This window comes from Jeotgalibacillus haloalkalitolerans (assembly GCF_034427455.1).
Classification (GTDB): Bacteria; Bacillota; Bacilli; order Bacillales; family Jeotgalibacillaceae; genus Jeotgalibacillus; species Jeotgalibacillus haloalkalitolerans.
Window position 1 is genome coordinate 522410 of sequence record NZ_JAXQNN010000002.1, and the last position, 24095, is coordinate 546504.

At 42.9% G+C, this 24095-nt stretch carries 22 protein-coding genes; 1 reads left to right on the top strand and 21 read right to left on the bottom strand.

From position 1 onward, the window contains the following. Nucleotides 1-42: 42 nt before the first annotated feature. From gnd to mce, 6 genes are all read right to left on the bottom strand, one after another. Complete coding sequence (gene gnd / locus UFB30_RS07565) at nucleotides 43-1452, bottom strand: NADP-dependent phosphogluconate dehydrogenase (protein WP_322421081.1); 1410 nt, start codon at nucleotides 1450-1452, stop codon at nucleotides 43-45. 83 nt (nucleotides 1453-1535) lie between these two features. Then, nucleotides 1536-2762 carry a DNA polymerase IV gene (locus tag UFB30_RS07570; protein WP_322421082.1) on the bottom strand — a complete coding sequence of 409 codons (1227 nt, stop codon included), beginning with the start codon at nucleotides 2760-2762 and terminating at the stop codon, nucleotides 1536-1538. A 92-nt stretch (nucleotides 2763-2854) separates the two neighbouring features. Continuing rightward, nucleotides 2855-3334 (bottom strand): chemotaxis protein CheW, encoded by a 480-nt coding sequence (locus tag UFB30_RS07575; RefSeq protein WP_322421083.1) that lies wholly within the window; start codon nucleotides 3332-3334, stop codon nucleotides 2855-2857. 125 nt (nucleotides 3335-3459) lie between these two features. Then, a complete protein-coding gene (locus UFB30_RS07580; RefSeq protein ID WP_322421530.1) occupies nucleotides 3460-4581 on the bottom strand; it encodes a M20/M25/M40 family metallo-hydrolase in 1122 nt (373 codons plus the stop codon). Between the two features lie 54 nt (nucleotides 4582-4635). Next, nucleotides 4636-6186, bottom strand: coding sequence for an acyl-CoA carboxylase subunit beta (locus UFB30_RS07585; RefSeq protein WP_322421084.1), 1551 nt, complete (start codon nucleotides 6184-6186; stop codon nucleotides 4636-4638). Then, entirely contained in the window at nucleotides 6179-6601 is a 423-nt protein-coding gene (mce, locus tag UFB30_RS07590; RefSeq protein WP_322421085.1) for a methylmalonyl-CoA epimerase, read from the bottom strand. The genes UFB30_RS07585 and mce overlap by 8 nt, the downstream gene beginning before the upstream one ends. Before the next feature lie 126 nt (nucleotides 6602-6727). On the opposite strand from mce, the gene prli42 reads away from it, so the two are divergent. Next, the gene (gene prli42 / locus UFB30_RS07595) at nucleotides 6728-6826 is read left to right on the top strand and encodes a stressosome-associated protein Prli42 (protein WP_152614722.1); all 99 of its coding nucleotides are present in this window, start codon (nucleotides 6728-6730) and stop codon (nucleotides 6824-6826) included. A gap of 82 nt (nucleotides 6827-6908) precedes the next feature. Here the strand turns inward: prli42 and UFB30_RS07600 are convergent, their stop codons facing one another. The 15 genes from UFB30_RS07600 to yqiS form a co-directional block, all read right to left on the bottom strand. After that, nucleotides 6909-7883, bottom strand: coding sequence for an aromatic acid exporter family protein (locus tag UFB30_RS07600; RefSeq protein WP_322421086.1), 975 nt, complete (start codon nucleotides 7881-7883; stop codon nucleotides 6909-6911). Nucleotides 7884-7968: 85 nt separating this feature from the next. After that, complete coding sequence (locus tag UFB30_RS07605) at nucleotides 7969-8691, bottom strand: amino acid ABC transporter ATP-binding protein (protein WP_322421087.1); 723 nt, start codon at nucleotides 8689-8691, stop codon at nucleotides 7969-7971. Further along, the gene (locus UFB30_RS07610; RefSeq protein WP_435390801.1) at nucleotides 8684-9337 is read right to left on the bottom strand and encodes an amino acid ABC transporter permease; all 654 of its coding nucleotides are present in this window, start codon (nucleotides 9335-9337) and stop codon (nucleotides 8684-8686) included. The genes UFB30_RS07605 and UFB30_RS07610 overlap by 8 nt, the downstream gene beginning before the upstream one ends. Nucleotides 9338-9418: 81 nt before the next feature. After that, on the bottom strand, nucleotides 9419-10204 hold the full coding sequence (locus UFB30_RS07615) for a transporter substrate-binding domain-containing protein (protein ID WP_322421088.1): 786 nt from the start codon (nucleotides 10202-10204) through the stop codon (nucleotides 9419-9421). Between the two features lie 242 nt (nucleotides 10205-10446). Beyond that, on the bottom strand, nucleotides 10447-10884 hold the full coding sequence (locus UFB30_RS07620; protein ID WP_039809563.1) for a BrxA/BrxB family bacilliredoxin: 438 nt from the start codon (nucleotides 10882-10884) through the stop codon (nucleotides 10447-10449). A gap of 379 nt (nucleotides 10885-11263) precedes the next feature. Next, nucleotides 11264-12280: a methylmalonyl Co-A mutase-associated GTPase MeaB gene (gene meaB / locus UFB30_RS07625; protein WP_322421089.1), complete on the bottom strand. Its 1017-nt coding sequence runs from the start codon at nucleotides 12278-12280 to the stop codon at nucleotides 11264-11266. Beyond that, a complete protein-coding gene (gene scpA, locus UFB30_RS07630) occupies nucleotides 12273-14429 on the bottom strand; it encodes a methylmalonyl-CoA mutase (RefSeq protein WP_322421090.1) in 2157 nt (718 codons plus the stop codon). Before scpA ends, meaB begins: the two co-directional genes overlap by 8 nt. Then, nucleotides 14419-16089, bottom strand: a complete 1671-nt coding sequence (locus UFB30_RS07635) for a methylmalonyl-CoA mutase family protein (protein ID WP_322421091.1) — start codon at nucleotides 16087-16089, stop codon at nucleotides 14419-14421. Before UFB30_RS07635 ends, scpA begins: the two co-directional genes overlap by 11 nt. Nucleotides 16090-16168: 79 nt before the next feature. Further along, complete coding sequence (locus UFB30_RS07640; protein ID WP_435390868.1) at nucleotides 16169-17443, bottom strand: dihydrolipoamide acetyltransferase family protein; 1275 nt, start codon at nucleotides 17441-17443, stop codon at nucleotides 16169-16171. 36 nt (nucleotides 17444-17479) lie between these two features. Beyond that, complete coding sequence (locus UFB30_RS07645; RefSeq protein WP_322421093.1) at nucleotides 17480-18463, bottom strand: alpha-ketoacid dehydrogenase subunit beta; 984 nt, start codon at nucleotides 18461-18463, stop codon at nucleotides 17480-17482. A 14-nt stretch (nucleotides 18464-18477) separates the two neighbouring features. Then, nucleotides 18478-19476, bottom strand: a complete 999-nt coding sequence (locus tag UFB30_RS07650; protein ID WP_322421094.1) for a thiamine pyrophosphate-dependent dehydrogenase E1 component subunit alpha — start codon at nucleotides 19474-19476, stop codon at nucleotides 18478-18480. Between the two features lie 21 nt (nucleotides 19477-19497). Next, nucleotides 19498-20919, bottom strand: coding sequence for a dihydrolipoyl dehydrogenase (gene lpdA, locus UFB30_RS07655; RefSeq protein WP_322421095.1), 1422 nt, complete (start codon nucleotides 20917-20919; stop codon nucleotides 19498-19500). Between the two features lie 11 nt (nucleotides 20920-20930). Then, nucleotides 20931-22016 (bottom strand): butyrate kinase, encoded by a 1086-nt coding sequence (buk, locus tag UFB30_RS07660; RefSeq protein WP_322421096.1) that lies wholly within the window; start codon nucleotides 22014-22016, stop codon nucleotides 20931-20933. Between the two features lie 64 nt (nucleotides 22017-22080). Continuing rightward, nucleotides 22081-23175 (bottom strand): branched-chain amino acid dehydrogenase, encoded by a 1095-nt coding sequence (gene bcd, locus UFB30_RS07665; RefSeq protein ID WP_322421097.1) that lies wholly within the window; start codon nucleotides 23173-23175, stop codon nucleotides 22081-22083. 16 nt (nucleotides 23176-23191) lie between these two features. Beyond that, nucleotides 23192-24094 carry a phosphate butyryltransferase gene (gene yqiS, locus UFB30_RS07670; protein WP_322421098.1) on the bottom strand — a complete coding sequence of 301 codons (903 nt, stop codon included), beginning with the start codon at nucleotides 24092-24094 and terminating at the stop codon, nucleotides 23192-23194. Nucleotide 24095: the final 1 nt, after the last annotated feature.

A 24095-nucleotide genomic window follows, 5' to 3' on the forward strand; every position in this document is an offset into this window, starting at 1 on the left:
TTCTATAATACCCGCCTCTCAATCATGAGAGACGGGTATATGTTATTCCATCCATTCAGTATGGAATGTTCCTTCTTTATCAACGCGTTCATAAGTGTGAGCACCGAAATAGTCACGCTGCGCCTGAATCAGGTTAGCCGGCAGGACTGCTGTACGGTAGCTGTCATAGTAAGACAATGCTGTAGAGAATCCTGGTACCGGAATACCATTTTTAACAGCCAGTGCAATCACGTCGCGAAGAGCGCTCTGGTAGTTTTCAACGATCTCTTTGAAATAATCATCAAGCATCAGGTTCATCAGCTGTGGGTCTCTGTCATATGCTTCTTTGATTTTCTGAAGGAACTGTGCACGGATAATGCATCCGCCGCGGAAAATCATCGCAATTTCCCCGAATTTCAGATCCCAGTTATATTCTTCAGAAGCAGCTCTCATTTGAGCGAAGCCCTGAGCATATGAAGCAATTTTTGACATGTATAGTGCACGACGGATTGCTTCTACCCATTCTGCTTTATCTTCTTCAGGTAACTGTGGAGTCGGTCCGTTTAACAATTCACTTGCTTTTACACGCTCATCTTTAAGTGCTGAAATGAATCTGGCAAATACAGACTCTGTAATAATCGGAAGAGGTGTACCAAGATCAAGCGCACTCTGGCTTGTCCATTTACCCGTTCCTTTTTGTCCTGCTTTATCAAGGATGACATCCACCATCGGTTTACCGGTTTCTTCATCATACTTTTTGAAGATATCTGCAGTAATTTCGATCAGGTAGCTGTCAAGCTCTCCCTTATTCCATTCAGAAAATACTTCATGCAGTGCTTCTGCATCAAGTCCAAGCACCTGCTTCATCAGGAAATAAGACTCTGCAATCAGCTGCATATCAGCATACTCAATGCCGTTATGCACCATTTTCACATAATGTCCTGCACCATCAGGCCCGATATAGGTGCTGCAGGCTTCTCCATTTACCTTTGCAGAGATTTCGTTAAAAATCGGTGCTACAAGGTCATATGCTTCCTTCTGTCCGCCAGGCATGATTGATGGACCTGTAAGAGCGCCTTCTTCACCGCCTGATACGCCTGTTCCGATAAAGTGAACGCCATATTCACTTAATTCTTTATTACGGCGGATTGTATCACGGTAGAAAGTGTTGCCTCCGTCAATCAGAATATCGCCCTTATCAAGCAGTGGCAGCAGCCCGGAAATTGTTGCATCAGTTGCTGGACCTGCTTTTACCATCAGCATGATTTTTCTTGGTGTTTCAAGAGATTCCACGAACTCTTCAAGACTGTATGTACCGTGGATCTGCTTTCCTTCAGATTCTTTTAACATATCATCAACTTTTTCAGAAGATCGGTTATATACGGCAACTGAGAAACCTCTGCTTTCAATATTCCATGCAAGGTTTTTACCCATTACCGCCAAACCAACAACGCCAAACTGGTGTTTTGACATAATCAACTTCCTTTCTGTATTCGTTCTCCCTTTGATCCTAAACTATTGTATCATTAAACGCGAAAAAATCTAATCATGACCTTCTAATTGTGATCATCTAAAAAGTCTTTACTGAAACTGGTCTCAGCATTCTGATGGTTTTTTGAGCTTTTTAGTCCTCTTGTCAGAATACCTTTACCATGCTTTTCTTCAAGCTCCCTCATGACCTTCTCTACCGGTTCATACTTCACATCATCTTCATAAGTAAAAAGGTCGATCTGTTTATAAGCATGACTTTTATCAGCCAGATCCTGAACGGTTACCCCGAGCAGTCTGACAGGCGTGCCATTCCAGTGTTTAAGGAAAAGCGCTCTGGCGTGTTCAGAGATATGAGACTGATCATATAACGGATGACTGAGCGTCAGGCTGCGGGTAATCGTATTTCTGTTTTTAAAGCGGATCATGACCTGCAGACCGTATCCGAGCATCTGCTTGGATCTCAGGCGCTCACTTACTTTGACTGAAAGCTGGTCAATGATTTTCAGTAATTCAGTCTGGTTCGTCAGGTCTTTCGGTAAAGTAGTGGAATTCCCTACACTTTTAAAATCATAAACACTTTCAGGATCAACTTTTCTCGGATCAATTCCATTAGCCCTGCTTTTCAGCTTCAAACCGTTTATCCCTAAAAGCGATTTTAATTGAATATCATCTGCTTTTGCCAGATCACTAATTGTAGTAATTGATAAGGATGACAGCTTTTCTGCCGTTTTCTCCCCTACGCCATGCATTTCCCTGATCGGGAGAGGCCACAATTTCTCCTGAATTTCTCTTTTTCTTATCACTGTGATCCCCATCGGCTTTTTCATATCTGAAGCCATTTTGGATAGGAATTTATTAGGTGAGACACCAATACTGCATGGAAGATCCAGCTCTCTTAATATCCGGTCCTGAATTTCTTTAATCAGGTCAATCGGGTTACCTTCCAGTTCAGTGATATCCATATACCCTTCATCAATCGATACAGGCTCAACAAGCTCAGTATAGCTTCTTAGAATATCAAACATGGCTTTAGACGCCTGACGGTAACGTGTAAAATCCGGCCGTAAAATAATCAGTTCCGGGCACAACTTCAGTGCTTCATGAACCTGCATAGTTGTTTTTACACCTTTACTGCGCGCCTCGTAACTGCATGTGACAACGATTCCTCTGCGTTCTTCAGGGTTTCCGGCTATCGCAATCGGTTTTCCCTTCAGTTCAGGCTGATGAGCCGCTTCCACAGAAGCATAAAAGCTGTTCATATCAATATGAAGGATAATTTTGCCCTTACTCATCAACTCAGCCCTTTCTTTTGCTCTCTTCAGATTTTACATGAAAAAACAGCAAAAAAAAATGTTCCTGTATAAAGGAACATAAGGATCAGCACCTACACGGGTTCTGATGTCTTCATTTGAATCATATAATCTCTGATTTCCTTCATACCTTCGAGGTTTTCAGTCAATATTTCAGGATCAATGATTGTAATCAGACGGTTTTCCCGCTGTGCTACCCCGGTAAAATATTCTGTATGCTTGTAAGCTGCAAGCCCGATTTCTTTCAGCTGTTCAGATGGAATATCAATAATTTCTTTTGCATCTTTTACTCTGATCGCAATTGACAGCTGTTCTGTTTTAACGACCAGCATTTTAGCATCTTCTGCAACTAAAGGCTGGTGATAAAGAATCTGCTCAAAATCCAGTACCGGTACGAGTTCACCTCTTACCTCTGTTATGCCAGGCATAAATTTTGGCAAATGTGGAACAGCAGTCACTTTCTCTGCTTTTTCAATAGACACTATTTCATGAATTGAAATGGCGTACTCTTCATTTCCGCATGTAAAAACGACTACTTTTAATCCATCAGACATATCTTTATCCCCCTTTACTAAGTAATGCTAATGTACCATAAAAGACTAGACACTTCCAGTTGCATTTAGTTAACATAATATTATTATGTTATATATAAATAAAAGAGCGGGGAAAACCCGCTCTTTTATTTATTGCTTTCAATCACAATCTGCGTTAATAATTCACTCAGCTTCACCAGTTCTTCAACCGGCATGCGTTCATTGGTTGTATGAATTTCTTCATATCCTACAGCAAGATTTACGGTTGGCACACCCATACCTGCAATGACATTCGCGTCACTTCCGCCACCGCTTGTCAGCAATTCAGAACTTCTGCCGATTGCCTCTGCTGCGCGTTTTGCAAGCTGAACCACATGGTCATTTTCATTGAACTTGAAACCGGGATACATGACCTGAATGTCCACATCGGCTCTTACTCCCATTTCCTCAGCGGCATCTTCAAAAGCTTTTTTCATTGAAGCTGCCTGCTTTTCCATTTTTTCAGGCACAAGCGACCTTGCTTCGGCTAATATATCAACCCGGTCACAGACGATATTCGTTGCACTTCCGCCTTCAAAACGGCCGATGTTCGCTGTTGTTTCTTCATCAAGCCGGCCAAGCTTCATATTTGCAATGGCTTTAGAAGCAATGGTGATCGCTGATACTGCTTTTTCAGGAGCTACACCGGCATGTGCAGTTTTACCGTGAATAACAGCTTTTATTTTTGCCTGCGTCGGCGCGGCTACAATAATGTTTCCAACCTGTCCGTCACTGTCAACTGCATATCCGTACTTCGCTTTTACATACGAAGGATCAAGTGCCTTTGCGCCTACGAGTCCTGATTCTTCACCTGCCGTAATGATAAATTGAATATCACCATGCTTAATATTCTGTTCTTTCAGCTGGTGAATCATTTCGATCATTGCTGCAATCCCTGCTTTGTCATCTGCTCCCAGAATGGTTGAACCGTCAGAATAAATATAACCATCCTCTTTGATCACGGGGTTAATACCTTTACCAGGCGTCACTGTATCCATGTGCGAAGTGAAATAAATCGTGTCTGCTGACTGATCCTCACCTTTAAGTGTAATGATCAGGTTATTTGCACCATGACCTGTTTCTTTCATGCTGTCATCTTCCAGCACATCACAGCCAAGCTCTGTAAATATTTTCTTCAGTACTTCAGAAATCTCTGCTTCAAATTTCGTTTCTGAATCCACCTTCACCAGTTCAATAAACTGGTTTACAATACGGTCTTTATTCATGATAAAACCTCCACTATTCTATGCTAAGTGTTTAGTATAACGAAGAACGGCAGCTAATTACAGCGGTATGTTGCCATGCTTCTTTTTCGGACGTTCTTCATGCTTGTTTCTCATCATCTCAAGACCCTGAATCAATTTGATTCTTGTCTCCCTCGGGTCAATGACATCGTCAACCATCCCTCTTGATGCAGCAACAAACGGGTTGGCAAACTTTTCACGGTATTCTTCGATCTTTTTGGCACGCATTGCTTCAGGGTCGTCACTGTTTGCGATTTCTTTTGCAAAAATAATATTAGCTGCACCCTGAGGACCCATTACTGCAATTTCTGCATTTGGCCATGCAAATACCAGGTCTGCACCGATTGATTTACTGTTCAGTGCAACGTAGGCGCCACCATATGCCTTACGCAGAATCACTGTCATTTTTGGAACGGTTGCCTCTGAATAAGCATATAAAATCTTTGCACCATGCCTGATGATCCCCCCGTGCTCCTGTTTGATTCCCGGGAAAAATCCTGTTACATCTTCAAAAGTAATGATCGGAATGTTGAACGAATCGCAGAAGCGGATAAACCTTGAAGCTTTATCACTTGAGTCAATATCCAGACCGCCGGCCATCACTTTCGGCTGATTGCAGACCAGTCCGACCGTCTCCCCCTTTATTCTGGCAAAACCAACAACGATATTACGTGCGAATTCTTTTTGCACCTCCATAAACGTACCACGGTCTACAACATGGTCAATCACAAGACGCACATCATAAGGACGAAGTGGATCGAATGGGATTGCATCAGCAAGATCAGGTCTGTCATCGGATTCATCCGGAATGTCGGCCATTGGAGGCTGTTCTTCATTAGACTGCGGTAAATAACTGAGCAGCTGTCTGACCTGCTCCAGCGTTTCCTGCTCAGTTTCAGCGCGGAAATGTGCATTGCCGCTGATTGCATTATGTATTTTCGAACCGCCTAAATCTTCAGAGGAAATCTTTTCGCCTGTAACAGTCTCAATGACTTTTGGACCTGTGATAAACATCTGACTTGTTTTATCCACCATAAACACAAAGTCCGTAATTGCCGGTGAATATACAGCGCCTCCTGCACACGGTCCCATAATGACTGAAATCTGAGGCATCACGCCCGAGTAAATGGAATTACGGTAAAAGATCTGACCATAGCCATCTAACGACACTACGCCCTCCTGAATCCGTGCGCCTCCGGAGTCATTGAGCCCGATAAAAGGTGCTCTGTTTTTGGCAGCGAGATCCATCACATTGGCAATTTTTGCAGCATGCATTTCTCCAAGAGCACCACCAAAAACAGTGAAATCCTGAGAGAACAGATAAATCGGCCGTCCGTTTACTTTTCCATATCCGGTTACCACGCCGTCACCTGGACCTTTTTGAGACTCCATTCCAAAATCACCGCATCTGTGCTCGATAAAAGGGTTTAATTCTACAAATGACCCTTCATCCACCAGTAACTCAATTCTCTCACGTGCTGTCAGTTTTCCTTTTTCGTGCTGCTTATCAATCCTTTCGTCACCGCCGCCAAGCTCAATTTCTCTTCTTCGGTCATACAGCTCGTTAATTTTTTCAAACATATCACTCATGATCGTCGCCTCCGTTATATGAATGGTCACAAAGCTCATATAATACTCCGTGTGCCTGTTTGGGATGCAGGAATGCAACCTGCGCACCACCGGCACCCGGTTTGGATTTTTCTGCAGTGAAAGATAACCCTTTTGAAGTTAACTCGTCCATTCTCTTATCTATATTTTCCACGCCGAACGCAACATGGTGAATCCCCTCACCTTTTTTCTCAATAAACCGGGCGATTGGAGATTGATCATTTACAGGCTCAAGCAGTTCAATTTTTATATTTCCTGCATCTAAAAAAGCAACTTTAACCCCCTGGGATTCAACTGTTTCCTGTTTGATTAAAGTAAGCGCTAACATTTCTGTGTAAAAAGGAAGCGCATTTTCAATTGATTTTACTGCTACACCGATGTGATCCGTTTTTTTCATATGAATGCTCCTTTCAAACGACTACTTTTCTATTGTAACGATATCAGCTGAAGTTGACCACTACTTGCGCCGGAACAGGGTTCAGTGTACAATTAAAGCACTATGCTGTAAAAGGAGCGAATCATTTTGCGAAACCGCAAATTCAGAACTTTTATCGTTTACCTCATGATTTTTGCGATGCTTGCTTCAACGCTTGCAATCGGATTATCAATGGTTGTTTTTTAAATCCGGTATTTGAAAACTGACTTTCACGAAATTAAATTAAAAGCAGTACCTCACCGTTTTCCTGAAGTGAGGTACTGCTTTTTTAAGATACCGCCTGTCTTCTTGACAAAGGAATTCCCCGGAATGACTGCTTAATCTGAAGATATTCTTCCATTTCACGGATAAATTGAAATAACGCAGCCCTCGTTTCAAATTCTTCCCTTTCTTTTGGCATCGGCATATTTTCAATCACAAGCTTCATATCGTAAAGCTTTTTCAAATATAAAGCAGCTGTATTGCCGGGATGAATATGTGTACTGAGATCCTCTACAAACTCTGCAATCATTTCTCTTTGCTCCACTTCTGAATTCAGGCTTCTCAGGAGCGGCAGCATTCTTTTAATCAGAACAAACTGTTTTTCCCGCATTGTAAAATATAAATAATATATGTTTTCATTGCGCAGAAAATGGTTTTCCACATCCTGAAAGGCAATTGTTTTTCCTTCTTTTATCAAGCTTTCTGTATCCTTTAAAAGACTGTCATTCCATTCTATATGAGTGTCTCTGAGATAAGCTGACATTTGCTCAAAAATCTCTTTAAATTGTTGTTCTAGCTGATTTTGCATCTGAGCCATTTTACGCTCAACACTTGGCATATACAAATTCATGAAAAGAGCGGTAATCACACCGATCGTCAGCAGCATTAACTCATTACCGATTAAAGATAGTGTAATCTCATTACTTGTGTAGAGATGCAGAATAATGACACTGCTTGTGACAATTCCTTCTTTTATTTTCAGCGCAACTGCTGTCGGAATAAAGAATAAAATTAAAAGTCCAATCATGAGAGGGTTAAATGCAATACCTTCAAAAAATACATAAGAGAATACCATCGCCACCAGACATGCCAGCACCCTGCTCCATGAGGCCTTTACTGATTTTCTTTTGGTGTTTTGGATACATAATATTGTGATGATACCTGCTGATGCAAAGTTTTCAAGACCGAGCATACTAGCAATTCCGATCGCTGCTGCGGTGCCTGCAGCTGTTTTAATTGTACGATACCCTATACGGAACATTGATTCTTCCTTTCTGCATGTAAAATATACTGATACGTAATAAACCCAAAGTATAAGAATACTTTGGGTAGAATGATATAGGGTATTATAACACTTTTTGCAGAAAATTTTGGGCTCTTTCTGTTGCAGGTGCGCTGAAAAATTCCTTCGGGTCAGCCTGTTCTACAAGCATTCCCTCATCCATAAAAATAACCCGGTCTGCCACTTCACGAGCGAATCCCATTTCATGCGTCACAATCATCATTGTCATGCCTGTAACTGCGAGTGACTTCATTACATCAAGCACTTCTTTAACCATTTCCGGATCAAGTGCTGAAGTCGGTTCATCAAACAGCATCACTTTCGGTTCCATTGCCAGCGCTCTCGCAATCGCAACCCGCTGTTTTTGTCCGCCTGAAAGTCTGTTTGGATATTCGTTCGCTTTATCAGAGAGACCTACTTTTGCAAGTAATTCCTTCCCAAGCTTTTCGGCATCTGATTTATTTACACTCTTCACTTTTAAAGGTGCATACGTAACATTTTCAAGCACAGTCATATGCGGGAACAGATGAAAGTGCTGAAAAACCATACCGACTTCTGATCGGAGCTTTTGCGGATTGAATTTTTTACTCGTTACCTCATCCGCGCCAATCACAATCTTTCCTGCAGTTGGTTCCTCAAGCAGGTTGAGGCATCTCAGGAAAGTGGACTTACCTGATCCTGAAGGGCCGATGACAACTACTACTTCCCCTTCTTTAATTTCTGCATCTATATTTTTTAAAACTTCCAGTTTACCAAATGATTTATACAAACCTTCTACTTTAATCACTTTTTCTCATTCTCCCTTCAACCCATTTACCGGCAAACGTCAGAACAAGTACCATTAAGTAATAAATGAGCCCGGCAAATAACAGCGGCTCGAGGAACGAAAACTTGTCACTTCCAACGATATAAGCTCTTCTCATAATATCAGTTACACCGATGACTGTCACAATCGCTGATTCTTTAGTCAGTGTAATAAATTCATTCATCAATGCAGGAAGAATATTTTTCATCGCCTGTGGTAAAATGACGTCCTTCATCATTTTATTATATGGGACACCAAGTGCCATAGCTGCTTCACGCTGCCCTTTATCAACTGCCTGAATACCCGCACGGATGATTTCTGAAATATAAGCAGCTGAGTTAAGCCCGAAAGACAGAATCGCAGCTGTATATGCTTCGATCTGAACACCAAACAGCTGTGGAGATGCATAATAAATAATCATCAGCTGTAATACAAGGGGTGTCCCACGGAAAATGGATGTATAACCATCTGCAAACCATCTTAAAAATGGAATTCTCCCGATCTTAAATAATGATAATATGATTCCTATTGCAAAACCAAGTAACCCGGCAATCAGGATAATCTGTAATGTTACCCAGATTCCCTGAAGGATATATGGCATTGAAGGAATGATTTGTTCAAAATTCATTTCTATTCCTCCCGGATGTGTTTAAAAATATGAGTGAAAAACAAAAGAGTGCTTTTTGTGAGCAGCACTCTTTTGATCTTTTTATTCCGATGCTTCCCCGCCGAACCATTTTTCAGCGAGCTTTTCAAGTTCACCTGATTCTTCAAGTTCAGCAAGCACCTCGTTGAACTGATCTGTCCATTCGCTTTCAAGCGGCAGAGCAATCGCAGAACCTGCATCCTGCTCATCCACTTCAATTGTCTGACCTGACAGTTCTTCATTATTATTTAGATAACCTTCTGCTACTGTGTTTTCAACAATTATGGCATCAAAGCGCTCGTTGATCACATCCTGCATCAGTTCAGGAATACGGTTTCTCGTTTCAACTGTAATATCCATTTCTTCAGCAAGACCGTCTACATACTCCTGCTGAATTGATCCAAGCTGAACACCAACTGTTTTTCCGTCAAGATCTTCAGGTGAAGTGATTTCACTGCCATCTAGAGAAATGATCATATCCTGTGCTACATAATAAATGTCTGTGAATTCAACATTTTCTTTTCTTTCTTCAGTCGGTGTCATTGCAGCAAGTACAAAGTCAACCTGTTCATTCTGCAGTGCTGTAATCAATCCGCTGAATTCCATATCCTGAATCGTAAACTCAAATCCTAGCTCATCAGCAATCAGGTTTGCAAGATCAACATCATAACCGATGATTTCATCTCCATTTGCTGTATCTACATATTCGAAAGGACGGTAATCTGCAGATGTACCCATGACAAGCTGAGGTTTATCCTCAGATGTGCCTCCCAACTGTTCTTCTTCAGATCCACATGCTGATAAAATTAATGCACCTGCGAGTGCAGATGTAAATAATGTCTTTTTCATTGTAATTCCCCCGTTTATGAATTTTAATACATCTCTTTGTATATTTATTATGTTTTTATTGTATCAACTTTTCATAAACATGCAATACCTTTTTGAAAAATGAATAAATATAAAATTATTCTGATTTTTCATACAATTAAATTTAATAATTATCTCTGTTCAATTTGTCTACTGCAGTAATAAATGCAACGAACCCTACAAAGCCAAAAAAAAGAGACCGTGCTGAACGGTCTCTTAAGAACTTAAACTTCTTTACAATGTACTTCGAATAAGCTTTGAAGGTTTGCAATAACCGACATCGGATCATGACCTTCGATTTCGTGTCTTTCAACCATTGAAATGATTTTTCCATCCTTCAGCAGTGCGAAAGATGGTGATGAAGGCGGATATCCTTCGAAGTAGCTTCTTGCTTTTGCTGTTGCTTCTTTGTCCTGACCGGCAAACACAGTCACCAGGCGGTCAGGGCGCTTATCATAATGGATCGCATGAGCTGCTGCCGGGCGCGCAATACCGCCTGCACAGCCGCAAACCGAATTAACCATCACAAGAGTCGTACCTTCTTTTTCAAGTGTTTCTTCCACTGCCTCAGGTGTAGTCAGCTGCTCGTATCCTGCAGTTTCAATTTCTTCTCTCGCCTGACGGACAACGTCATTCATAAAAATATTAAAATCCATGCTCATTTTCCGACTCTCCTTTAAAGGTGATTACAAATTTATCATAGATGACCGGGACATCTTTATCAACTATCTGCTTTTCAAAAGAAGAAAAAAGCTTTGTTAAAGTTGGCTGTTGATTGCAGCGAGAGGGGGACGCTTTCCGCGGCCGGGCGGTGAGCCGCCTCCTTGCGTTTCAATCAACAGCTGTTTTGAAACAACAATGGACTTTAACAAATCGAAAAAAATGAAAAAATGTTTTAAATCAGGTTTATATTTGAAAATAGGTGGAATAATAGCTACTAGGATCTAGATTTAACCCCTAAACTCCCTAGATTTCTTTGGCGGCAGAACCCTCTGTCGTCCTTTTTTTGTTTTCAGACAGACAGCTTCGTAAAACAACGCATTAAACATTAGATTTAAATAACAGATCTACCGCTTCTGTTGCTGAAATTTCGTTTTGTTTTACCTGCTTCTCCAGGTTTTTCATCAGGATTTTCTTCTCCCGGTCAAAAAAAGTTTCATTCAGACGGATTTGTACGAGCTGGTTCATCCAGTCAACAGCCTGTCTGCTGCGCCTTTTATCGAATTCCCCATTCTTTTTTGTTTCATCAATAAAATGATTGATGACATCCCAGATCTCTTCTATCCCTTCGTTGTATAAAGCTGAACAAGTGTAAGCTCTTGGTTTCCAGTCTTTTGTAGCAGGAGTCAAAAATCTCAGAATCTGATTATAGTCATGCATCGTCTGGATTGCCTGGTCTTTGTTTGACCCGTCAGCTTTATTAATCACAATGGCATCTACCAGTTCCATGATTCCTTTTTTCATACCCTGCAATTCGTCACCTGCACCAGTTAAGGAGAGCAGAAGAAAAAAATCTGTCATCCCTCTGACGATTCCCTCACTCTGTCCTACACCTACTGTTTCGACCAGAATCAGGTCGTAGCCTGCCGCTTCACACAGAAGGATGGTCTCCCTTGTCATTCTTGCTACTCCACCGAGTGTGCCGGATGACGGGGAAGGTCTGATAAATACATCAGGATGATGCGCCAGAAATTCCATGCGCGTTTTATCACCGAGTATACTGCCACCCGATAATGTAGAACTTGGATCCACTGCAAGTACCGCTATTTTATAACCTTTGCTGACTGCTGTTTTTCCAAAAGCCTCTATCCATGTACTTTTCCCCGCTCCCGGCACACCGGTGATCCCTAAACGGATACTGTTCCCGGTGTATGTGAGCAGCTCCTGCATAAGTTCATTTGCTTTTTCCCTGTGATGAGCGGCGCTGCTTTCGATCAGCGTAATACCCTTTGATAAATAGCCTCTGTTGCCTGAGATAATCTTTTCAGCAAGCTCAGGTATATGAATCTGCTCCTGCACCTTTTTCTTAAATACGCGCTTTTTGTTTGGATTATTCATCCTCTGTAACTTCCTCGTAGCCAAGGCGCGCGTATATTTCTTCGATCACTTTTTCTGCAGCAGCAGGTATGACAGTCCCCGGCCCGAAGATAGCAGAAGCTCCGTTATTCAGGAGATAAGCGTAATCCTGTGCAGGTATGACCCCGCCAATGACGACCATGATATCTTCTCTTCCCCATTTTTTAAGCTCTTTGACCAGTGCAGGTACGAGGGTTTTATGTCCTGCAGCAAGAGAGCTGACGCCTATGACATGGACATCATTCTCAACTGCCTGGGCAGCCGTTTCTTCAGGGGTCTGAAATAGTGGACCGATATCCACATCAAAACCAAGGTCAGCAAAAGCTGTTGAAATAACTTTTGCCCCGCGGTCATGCCCATCCTGTCCCATTTTCGCAATCAGAATCCTTGGCCTTCTGCCTTCCTGGTCCATAAAGGTCTCAGTCATCTCACGGACATGCTCAATTGCGTCTGAGTCTGTATAGGCATCACTGTATACACCGCTGACTGATCGGATCACAGCCTGATGTCTGCCGCTTACTTTTTCGATTGCATCTGATATCTCACCAAGCGTAGCTCTCAATCGCGCTGCATCAATTGCCTTTTCCAGCAGATTTTCTGCACCGGATTCAGCAGCATCTGTAATTGCCTGAAGTGAACGGGTAACAGCTTCTTCATCCCTGCTTTCTCTCATACGCCTGATTCTCTCAATTTGTCCCTGCCTCACTTTTTCATTATCAATCGACAGGATGTCCATTTCATCTTCCTGGTCCAGACGGTGACGATTTACACCAATAATGACTTCTTTACCGGAATCAATTTTAGCCTGTCTTTTTGCTGCAGCTTCCTCTATACGCATTTTTGGCAGACCCGTTTCAATTGCTTTTGTCATGCCGCCAAGAGATTCAATTTCCTCAATATGAGCCCACGCTTTCTCCATAATCTGCTGTGTGAGCGTCTCTACATAATAAGAGCCGCCCCATGGGTCAATCACATTGGTTATGTCTGTTTCTTCCTGTAAGTAAAGCTGTGTATTCCTCGCAATTCTTGCAGAAAAATCCGTTGGCAGAGCAATTGCTTCATCAAGTGCATTGGTATGAAGTGACTGTGTGTGTCCCATCGCTGCAGCATGTGCTTCCATTAATGTTCTCATCACATTATTGTAAGGGTCCTGCTCTGTCAGTGACCAGCCGGATGTCTGGGAGTGCGTGCGCAGCATAAGGGATTTTGGATTTTCAGGCTGAAACGGCTTAATCAGGGAAGCCCACATCTTTCTTGCCGCTCTCATTTTTGCTACTTCCATAAAGTAGTTCATGCCGATTCCCCAGAAGAAAGATAATCTCGGTGCAAACCGGTCGATCCCGATCCCTGCTTTCAACCCTGTTCTGACGTACTCAAGACCGTCAGCAAGCGTATAAGCAAGTTCAACGTCAGCAGGAGCACCTGCTTCCTGTATGTGATACCCTGAAATTGAAATTGAGTTAAACTTCGGCATCTTCTGTGCTGTATAAGAAAAAATATCTGCGATAATTCTCATCGACATATCAGGCGGATAGATATATGTGTTTCTGACCATATATTCCTTTAATATATCGTTCTGAATCGTTCCTGACAGCTGCTCAGGTGTGACACCCTGTTCTTCGGCTGCAACAATGTAAAAAGCCATGATCGGGAGTACCGCACCATTCATCGTCATTGAAACTGACATCTGATCAAGCGGAATCCCGTCAAATAAAATCTTCATATCCTCGACTGAGTCAATGGCAACTCCGGCTTTTCCCACATCACCGGTCACTCTTTCATGATCAGAATCGTAGCCCCTGTGTGTAGCGAGATCAAATGCGACAGATAAGCCTTTTTGTCCCATCTCCAGGTTTCTTCTATAAAAAGCATTGCTTTCTTCTGCAGTGGAGAAACCTGCATATTGTCTGATCGTCCACGGTCTTGTTGTATACATGGTTGGATAGGGCCCGCGTGTAAAAGGTGCACTTCCCGGAAATTCCTGAAGACCATCTAAATGTGCTGCATCACTCGCTGTATAATATGACTTGATTTCAATTTCTTCGTTTGTCATCAGCGCGTCATGCTGGACCGCGTCATGATTTGTATAATCTGACCAATTAAATGATTCTTTTTTAAACTCAGGCTTCATGATGATCTCCTCCAATCCCTGTAAATAAAACATTTTCCAGAAATGCCACCATATCCATCCCGTTATAAAGACACCCGTCGATTCCTTCACTTTTAACTTTACCTGCGATATACATTTTCTGTGCGGGCTTCTTTTTTTCGATTACTCCCGTTAATAGCTGATCGTAAGCCTGATCAGCACCACAGACAATGAGCACATCTGCCTGGTCACGATCAAAGTCAGGAACAACGCCGGCTGCAGCAAAAACGCCTTTTACAAAATCAGCGCGTGGCTTGTAGTCTTTTAATTCACCAACTGTCACAAGTGCAATTCTATTAACAGGATACTTTTGAACTTTTTGAATCAGCATGTCCCAGTCGTAACCCGCTGTATCCGGGATATGTTCAACCATGGTTTTGTCAGCAGGGGCATACTTATTCATACCGACTAATGATTGCTTTCTTGTCCTTACGCTGTAGTCTCTTTTATCCCTTGTTGACTTGACCTCAGCCATAAGATCCTGATAAACCGCACTCAGGCCACCCTGATCTTCAAAATCGCAGAACCTGCTCCATGACTTTTCAGCAATCTCTTTCGTTAAATGTTCAATATAGTAAGAGCCCCCGGCAGGATCAATCAGGCTCTGTAAAAACATTTCTTCTTTTAAGATCAGACCGATGTTTCTTGCAGCACGCACCGCCTGACTGGATGAGGCAGATTTAAAGCAGTCATAAGGTCTGACATATATATAATCTGCGCCGCCTAAAACGGCTGCGAATGCTTCATTACCGCTTCTCAGCATATTCGTATGCTCGTCCTGCGTAAGCTTAGTGAAGCCGGCCGTTTCAGTACTAATTGAGATATTGGCACTGATCTGATACTGATCAGTGAAATGACGCCAGATTGCCCGGAAGGCTCTGAGTTTTGAGATCTCCATAAAAAAGTCTGAACCCGTCGCGAACTCTGCGTGCATTTTAGAAATTACTTTGTCAGCACTCCAGCCCGATTTTTCAGCTAACTGAATGACTCTGGCGGCCTGGGAAAGGATAAAAGCGAGCTCCTGTACCGTATTTGCTCCTTTTTGATGGATAGGCACACTTGAAAGGATTATGCTTTTTAATTCAGGCTGAACCTGATCAATTTCAATGATCCCTTTTAACCATTCATCATCAAGATCAGGCGTACTGCACGATCTGCCTAATATTCCTTTGATTCTTTTGTTGTTAATTACGTGCTGCCATGGTGTTAAATCAGCACATTTAATATAAATATGTAAGTCGTCCTGTAAGCTTAAAAACTCAGCTGCCTGTACTTCATTAAATATTGAAGAAGATTTTTCATCTAAGGCTGCTACTTCTGAGCCCCTTTTCAGTTCTTCATTCATAAAACCGATGACCTCTTCTGCACTGTCCCCCTGCCCACGCTGTGCAAGGTGCCATTCAGCCTTTGATTTCCACGTGCGGGATATATGAGCATCAATATGGTCAGGCCGGTCAGTATATAACGGCTTGATTGTGATTCCTTCTAAAGTTTCTATATTCAGGGATTGAACAGGCTTCCCCTTTAACACTTTCTCTACCTGCCCTGCCCATCCATCATATGTTGAGCCCGGAAATTCAGAATCTCTTAATGTCATAATCGTGCTGCCAAGCAGCTCCCTCCTCTTTGTAATCGTTTTCAATTCTCTCTTTTACAGTATAAAGAAAAGTTGTACATATGAAAAGAGAGCCGCCAGCATGATACTGGCGGCTGAAAGTTTATTAATAAACGGATGTATTTTCAGATGTATTTTCAAGGATTTCCTTCACACGCTGCAGGAAGCGGCCGCAAACGAGCCCGTCAAGCACACGGTGATCCAGCGATAGGCAAAGGTTAACCATGTCACGTACAGCAATCATGCCATTATTCATGACAACCGGACGTTTCACAATTGATTCAACCTGCAGGATCGCTGCCTGAGGATGATTGATAATGCCCATAGACTGAACCGAACCGAATGAACCGGTATTGTTCACTGTGAACGTGCCACCCTGCATTTCTTCGGATTTCAACTTTCCTGCGCGGACTTTACCTGCGAGTTCGTTAATCTCACGACCGATGCCTTTGATGGTTTTTTCATCAGCATGCTTAATGACCGGAACAAACAGTGCATCGTCTGTTGCAACTGCAATTGAAATATTGATGTCTTTCTTTTGAATAATCTTATCTCCCGCCCACATTGAATTCATTTGAGGGAATTCCTTCAATGCCTGTGCAACTGCTTTGACAAAGAAAGCGAAATACGTAATATTAAAGCCTTCTTTCTGCTTGAAGTCTCCCTTAATTGAATCACGGTATTGAACAAGATTTGTCACGTCCACTTCCATCATTGTCCACGCATGAGGCGCTTCATGCTTGCTCTTTAACATGTTGCTCGCAATCGCTTTTCTCACACCTGTTACAGGAATTTCAATATCCCCCGGAGCAGACTGAATATTTTGTTTTGGAGCCGGGGCTGAAGGCTTTGCAGGTGCTTCTGACTTCACTTCTGAAGGAGCAGATTCCTGTACTGGTTCTTTCTTAGCAACAGGAATTTCACCTGAATCAATGATCTTTTGCAGATCCTTCCTTGTAATTCTTCCTTCTTTACCTGATCCTTCGACTAATGATAAGTCAATTCCATGTTCCTGAGACATTTTCATTACGGCCGGAGAATACCTTGCATTTGATTTCTTCGGCTCAGATTTCTTTTTCTCAGGTGCTGGCTGTTTCTCTTCAGCAGCTGCAGAAGGTTCCTCCTGAACAGACGGTTCTTCAGCCGAGCCTCCACCTTCTACTTCGATCGAACAGATGACCTCACCAACTTCAAGCGTGTCGCCTTCACTTGCAATCAGTTCTTTGATCACTCCTGTAAATGAAGATGGTACTTCAGCGTTTACTTTATCCGTATTTACTTCAGCAATCGGATCATATTTGTTTACAGTATCTCCCGGCTGAACGAGCCATTTTTCAATTGTACCCTCAGTAACTGATTCACCAAGCTGAGGCATCGTCATTTTTTCAATACCCAAGGAAATTGCCTCCTTTTTTGTTTAGTATTCAGCAAGTTCTTTCATTGCTTTTTCTACTTTATCAGGGTTAACCATGAAGAATTTCTCCATCGTTGGTGCATAAGGCATTGCCGGAATATCCGGACCTGCCAGGCGCATAATTGGTGCGTCAAGGTCAAACAGGCAGTTTTCAGCAATAATCGCTGATACTTCACCCATGATGCTGCCTTCTTTTGTATCTTCTGTTAACAGGAGAACTTTTCCTGTCTTCGAAGCAGCTTCGATGATCGCTTCCTTATCAAGTGGATAAATAGTACGGAGATCCAGCACATGTACGCTGTATCCATCTTCAGCAAGACGCTCAGCAGCCTGAAGGGCAAAATGAACACATAATCCGTATGTGATAACCGTGATGTCTTCTCCTTCACGTTTTACATCGGCTTTACCAATTTCAATCGTATAATCCTCATCAGGCACTTCACCTTTGATCAGACGGTACGCGCGTTTATGCTCAAAGAACATAACAGGATCATCATCACGGATCGCTGCTTTTAATAGGCCTTTAACATCATATGGTGTTGATGGCATAACAATCTTCAGTCCAGGCTGATTTGCAAATACCGCTTCTACTGATTGAGAATGATACAATGCACCATGTACACCACCGCCATAAGGTGCGCGAATGACCATTGGGCAGCTCCAGTCATTATTTGAACGGTAACGGATTTTTGCCGCTTCAGAAATAATCTGGTTAACTGCCGGCATAATAAAGTCTGCGAACTGCATTTCAGCGATTGGACGCATGCCGTACATCGCAGCTCCAATTCCCACACCAGCGATTGCTGATTCAGCAAGTGGTGTATCAATCACCCTGTCTTCACCGAACTGATCGTACAGGCCGTTGGTCGCTTTAAATACGCCGCCTTTTTTCCCTACATCTTCTCCAAGGACAAACACGCGCTCGTCCCGTTCCATTTCTTCTTTCATTGCTAATGTAACAGCGTCAATATATGACATTACCGGCATCGGTTTATCCTCCCTTATTCTTGTTCTGCGTATACGTATTTTAATGCAGATTCCGGATCAGCGTAAGGCGCCTGTTCTGCATAATCTGTTGCTTCATTAACTTCTTTCATGATTCTGTCATTAATTTCTTTTTCAAGTACATCATCCATTACGCCGTTTTCCTTCAGATAAGCACCAAACGTAATAATCGGATCAAGTGATTTGGCTTTCGCTACTTCATCCGGTGAACGGTATGCACGGTCATCATCATCTGATGAGTGGGCAGTCAATCGGTATGATACTGTCTCAACAAGTGTAGGACCTTCACCGCGTCGTCCTCTGTCAGCCGCTTCTTTTACAGCTTTATATACTTCAAGAGGATCATTTCCATCCACTGTAATACCAGGCATTCCATAGCCGATTGCACGGTCAGACACATTCTCACATGCAAGCTGCTTTTCAATCGGCACTGAAATTGCATATTTGTTATTTTCACACATGAAAATAACCGGCAATTTATGTACCCCTGCAAAGTTTGCTCCTTCGTGGAAATCCCCCTGGTTGGAAGAGCCTTCACCGAAAGTAACAAATGTCACAAGATCTTTTTTCTCCATTTTGCCTGCAAGTGCAAGACCTACGGCGTGCGGCACCTGAGTTGTAACCGGAGAAGATCCTGTTACGATTCTTTTAGCTTTATGACCAAAGTGTCCAGGCATCTGACGGCCGCCTGAGTTAGGGTCTTCTGCTTTTGCAAAGCCTGAGAGCATTAATTCACGTGCAGTCATACCAAAGTGAAGCACAACGCCCATGTCTCTGTAGTACGGCAGTGCATAGTCTTTCTCTGTGTCAAGCGCATATGCAGCACCAACCTGAGCGGCTTCCTGTCCCTGACATGAGATCACAAAAGGAATTTTACCTGAGCGGTTTAATAACCACATGCGCTCATCAATTCGTCTTGCCATTAACATTGTTTCATACATTTTCAGTACATCATCATTAGACAGTCCTAATTCTTCGTGACGTGATTTAGTCATGTTATGTTTCGCCTCCTGCATTTAAGAATGAATTGCCTTTCCATCGACCGCTAATGCGGCTTCACCAATCGCTTCACTCAGTGTCGGGTGTGGATGGATCGTCTGTCCGACTTCCCAAGGTGTCGCGTCAAGTACTCTTGCAAGCCCTGCTTCAGAAATCATATCAGTTACGTGAGGTCCGATCATATGGACGCCTAAGATATCGTTTGAAGCCTTGTCAGCAATAATTTTAACGAAACCGTCTGATTTCCCAAAAACGAGCGCCTTGCCTATAGCCTTGAATGGGAACTTGCCGACTTTAATATCAAATCCTTCTTCTTTAGCCTGCTGTTCAGTAAGACCGACACTTGCAGCTTCCGGACTTGAATAAATACATTTGGAAACAAGGCTGTAATCAATCGGTTCTACATCCAGGTTTGCGATGTGTTCAACTGCATGAATCCCTTCATGTGATGCCACATGAGCAAGTTGCAGACCGCCGATTACATCGCCGATTGCATAAATGTGTGATTCTTTCGTCTGCAGCTTATTATTCACCTTAATAAAGCCATTTTCCACCTGAATGTCAGTGTTCTCAAGGCCGATCCCTTCAGTATTTGCACTTCTGCCGACTGAAACCAGGATTTTTTCAGCTTTGTATTCAACTGCTTCTCCTTTTACTTCGGCAGAGATTGACGTTTCTTCTCCGGTTTTTACACTTTCTGCATCAACCTTAGCGTTTGTGACAATCTTAATTCCTTTTTTCTTCAGCAGCTTCTCCATTTCTTTAGAAACGTCTGCATCCTCAGTAGGAATAATACGATCTGCATATTCAAGCACAGTCACTTCTACACCGAAATCATTCAGCATTGAAGCCCACTCGATTCCGATTACGCCGCCGCCGACAATCACCATAGACTTTGGCAGTTCCTCAAGCTCAAGTGTTTCATCTGAACTCAGCACGTATGTTCCGTCAACCTCCAACCCAGGTAGCGAACGGGGTCTTGAGCCTGTTGCGATTATTACGTTTTTAGGAATCAGCATTTCATTTTCCGTTCCATCTGTCATCTCAACAGAAACCGTCCCCGGCATCGGAGAAAAGATTGATGGTCCAAGAATTCTTCCGAAACCGTCGAAGACATCTATCTTACCCTGCTTCATCAGATGCTGCACACCTTTATGCAACTGGTCGACGATCGCCTGCTTGCGCTGTTGAACTTTCGTGAAATTCAATACTGCCTCACTGATTTCAACACCGAATTCGTCAGCATTTTTAGCTGTCGCAAATACTTCTGCGCTTCTTAACAATGCCTTACTCGGAATACATCCGCGGTGCAGGCAAGTTCCGCCGATTTTTCCTTTTTCAACAATCGCCGTTTTCAAACCAAGCTGAGAGGCTCTGATTGCTGCAACGTAGCCGCCTGTGCCTCCGCCAAGTATGACGAGATCATATTCTTCTGCCATGATGAACCCTCCTAATTTGCTGAGTAAATTTTCGCTTGTTCTTCCTGTCTGAGTACTCTCAGTGCGCCTTCTGCAAGTGCCTGGAGCTCGTTTTCACCCGGCTGGACAATCACATCCGCAATCCAGTCAACGCGTTCACTGATCAGGCTGACAAACTCTTTCCCGTAAGCAAGACCGCCGGTTAAAATAATCGCATCTGCTTTCCCACGGACAACTGCTGAAGCAGCACCGATTTCTTTTGCTATCTGATAAGCCATTGCATCATAAACCTGTTTGGCTTTTTCATCTCCATTTTGAATCATTTGCTCTACTTTAACTGCATCATTGGTTCCAAGGTATCCAACAAGCCCACCCTGTCCAACGAGCATTTTCATAATTTCTTCTCTGTAATAATCGCCTGAGAAACAAAGTTCCACCAGGTCTCCAGCCGGTACGGTCCCTGCCCGCTCCGGACTGAATGGTCCATCCCCGTGCAGTCCGTTATTTACATCAATGACCCTGCCATTCTGGTGTACCCCGACAGTAATACCGCCACCCATATGTGTCACAATAAAGGTTGATTCACTGTATGGTTTACCAAGCTCTTTCGCCACACGGCGCGCAACTGCTTTTTGATTCAGTGCATGAAAAATACTTTTGCGTTCAATTAAAGAAAACCCTGAGACCCTTGCTGTGTCCGACAACTCGTCGACTACTACAGGATCTACAATAAAGGAAGGAATGTTTAATCCCTGCGCAATTTCATATGCAATGATACCGCCCAGATTGGAAGCATGCTGACCTGAGTACCCCTGTCTCAAATCTTTCAGCATTGCATCATTTACACTGTACGTTCCACCTTCAATCGGTCTCAGAAGTCCACCTCTGCCACAGACCGCATCCAGCTTCGATACATTCATTCCTTCCTCATCAAGCGCTTCAAGAATGGTTTTCTTTCTGAACTGATATTGATCAATAATTTTAGCGAATTGATCAATTTCAGCAGTTTCATGACGAATTGTTTTTTCTAAAATCGCAGTTTCACTGTCAAAGACTCCAATTTTCGTTGAAGTTGATCCAGGATTAATGACTAAAATTCTGTATTGTTGATCCTGCACGATATTCCCTCCATACTTACAAACCAATGCACCCGGTTAACAGGTGCATCAGTATATTCAATGATTATCTTCTGCTTAAAATATTGTGCTCACTGCGTAAAAACTGGCTTCTTGACTTCGCCATACTTGCAATACGCTCTTCGGCCATACGATCAGCAGCAAGGTAGCTTGGTACCCCGTCGCGTTTTGCAATTTCAAATACGCGCGCTACATTATCATATACTTTTTCTACATTTTTCATTGCGCGTTCACGGTTATAACCATAGAGCTCATCCGCCACATTGATCACGCCGCCTGCATTGATTACATAGTCAGGTGCATATACAATGCCTCGCTCATGAAGAATATCACCGTGTCTTGTTTCTTTCAGCTGATTATTTGCCGCTCCTGCAATCACATCGGCTTTCAGCACTTCTAGTGTGTTGTCATTAATAATCGCGCCAAGTGCACATGGTGCGAAAATGTCACATTCGACACCGTAAATTTCATTTGGTTCAACAGCTTTCGCACCAAACTCATCAACTGCACGCTGCACAGATTCTTTATTAATATCAGTTACAATCAGTTTCGCGCCTTCTTCATGTAAGTGACGGCAAAGAGTGAAGGCAACGTTTCCTACTCCCTGTACTGCAATTGTTTTACCTTCTAAAGAGTCGCTGCCGTAAGCTTCGTTAGCTGCAGCTTTTATACCGCGGTATACGCCGTATGCCGTTACCGGTGATGGGTTGCCTGAAGAACCGAATGCAGGTGAAATACCTGTTACATAATCAGTCTCTTCGTGAATCAGGTCCATATCTTTTACGGTTGTACCCACATCTTCAGCTGTGATATAGCGTCCCGCCAGACCCTGGATGTAGCGGCCGAAAGCTCGGAACATTTCTTCGTTTTTGTCCTTTAGCGGATCTCCAATAATAACTGTTTTACCGCCACCAAGATTCAGACCGGCAGCTGCATTTTTATAAGTCATTCCTTTAGCCAGACGCAGTGCATCTTCAATTGCATCTTCTTCAGAATCATATGTCCACATTCTTGTTCCGCCTAATGCCGGTCCAAGCGTCGTATCATGAATCGCAATAATTGCTTTTAATCCTGAGTTTTTATCCTGACAGAATACCAGCTGCTCGTAATCGTATTTCTCCATATAAGTAAATAGTTCCATTGTAAGTGCCCCCTAATTAATATGATGTGCAAATTGCAAGTGCCAGTGAGTAGAGCTTACTCTCAGCAGAGTCTGCTCTTGAAGTTAATACAATCGGTGCTTTAGCCCCCGATATCACTGCACCTACTTTACTGTTTCCAAAATACATCAGTGATTTATATAAAATATTGCCCGCTTCAATAGATGGTACAAGCAGTATGTCAGCTTGTCCTGCTGCAGGTCCTGTTACCCCTTTATGGGCAGCGGCTGATTCTGACACTGCATTATCAAGTGCAAGCGGTCCGTCAACCACACAGCCCTTTATCTGACCCCTGCGGTTCATTTGTGTTAAAGCCGCAGCATCAAGTGTTGCCTGCATAGCCGGGTTAACAGTCTCAACTGCAGCCAGAGGTGCAACAGACGGATTTTCGACACCTGCTCCATGTGCAATTTTGACTGCATTTTGAATGATTTGTACCTTTTGCGTTAAATCCGGTGCAATATTCATCGCTGCATCTGTCACAAAAATACTTCTTTTTATGGATGGGACTTCAAATAATGCCACATGAGACAGTACATTTCCTGTTCTCAAGCCAACTTCTTTATTTAATACAGCTTTTAGCAGGACTGACGTTTCTAGATGCCCCTTCATCAGTACACCTGCAGCACCGGAGCTGACAAGCCTGACTGCCTCTAGCGCTGCTGACTGCGCACTATCGGCATGATGGATTTTCACAGCACGCTGATCAAGTGCAGGAAATGACTCCTGCATCATTGTCCCGATCTTTCCTTCATCACCCACGAGGATGAAACTGGCTAATTGTTTTTCAACAGCCATCGCTACTGCTTTTAATACTTCATGATCTTCAGCTGATGCTACAGCTACCGTAGCTCCTGCTGCTGATTCCGCTTTTCTGATTAAGTCATCAAAACGAACCAAA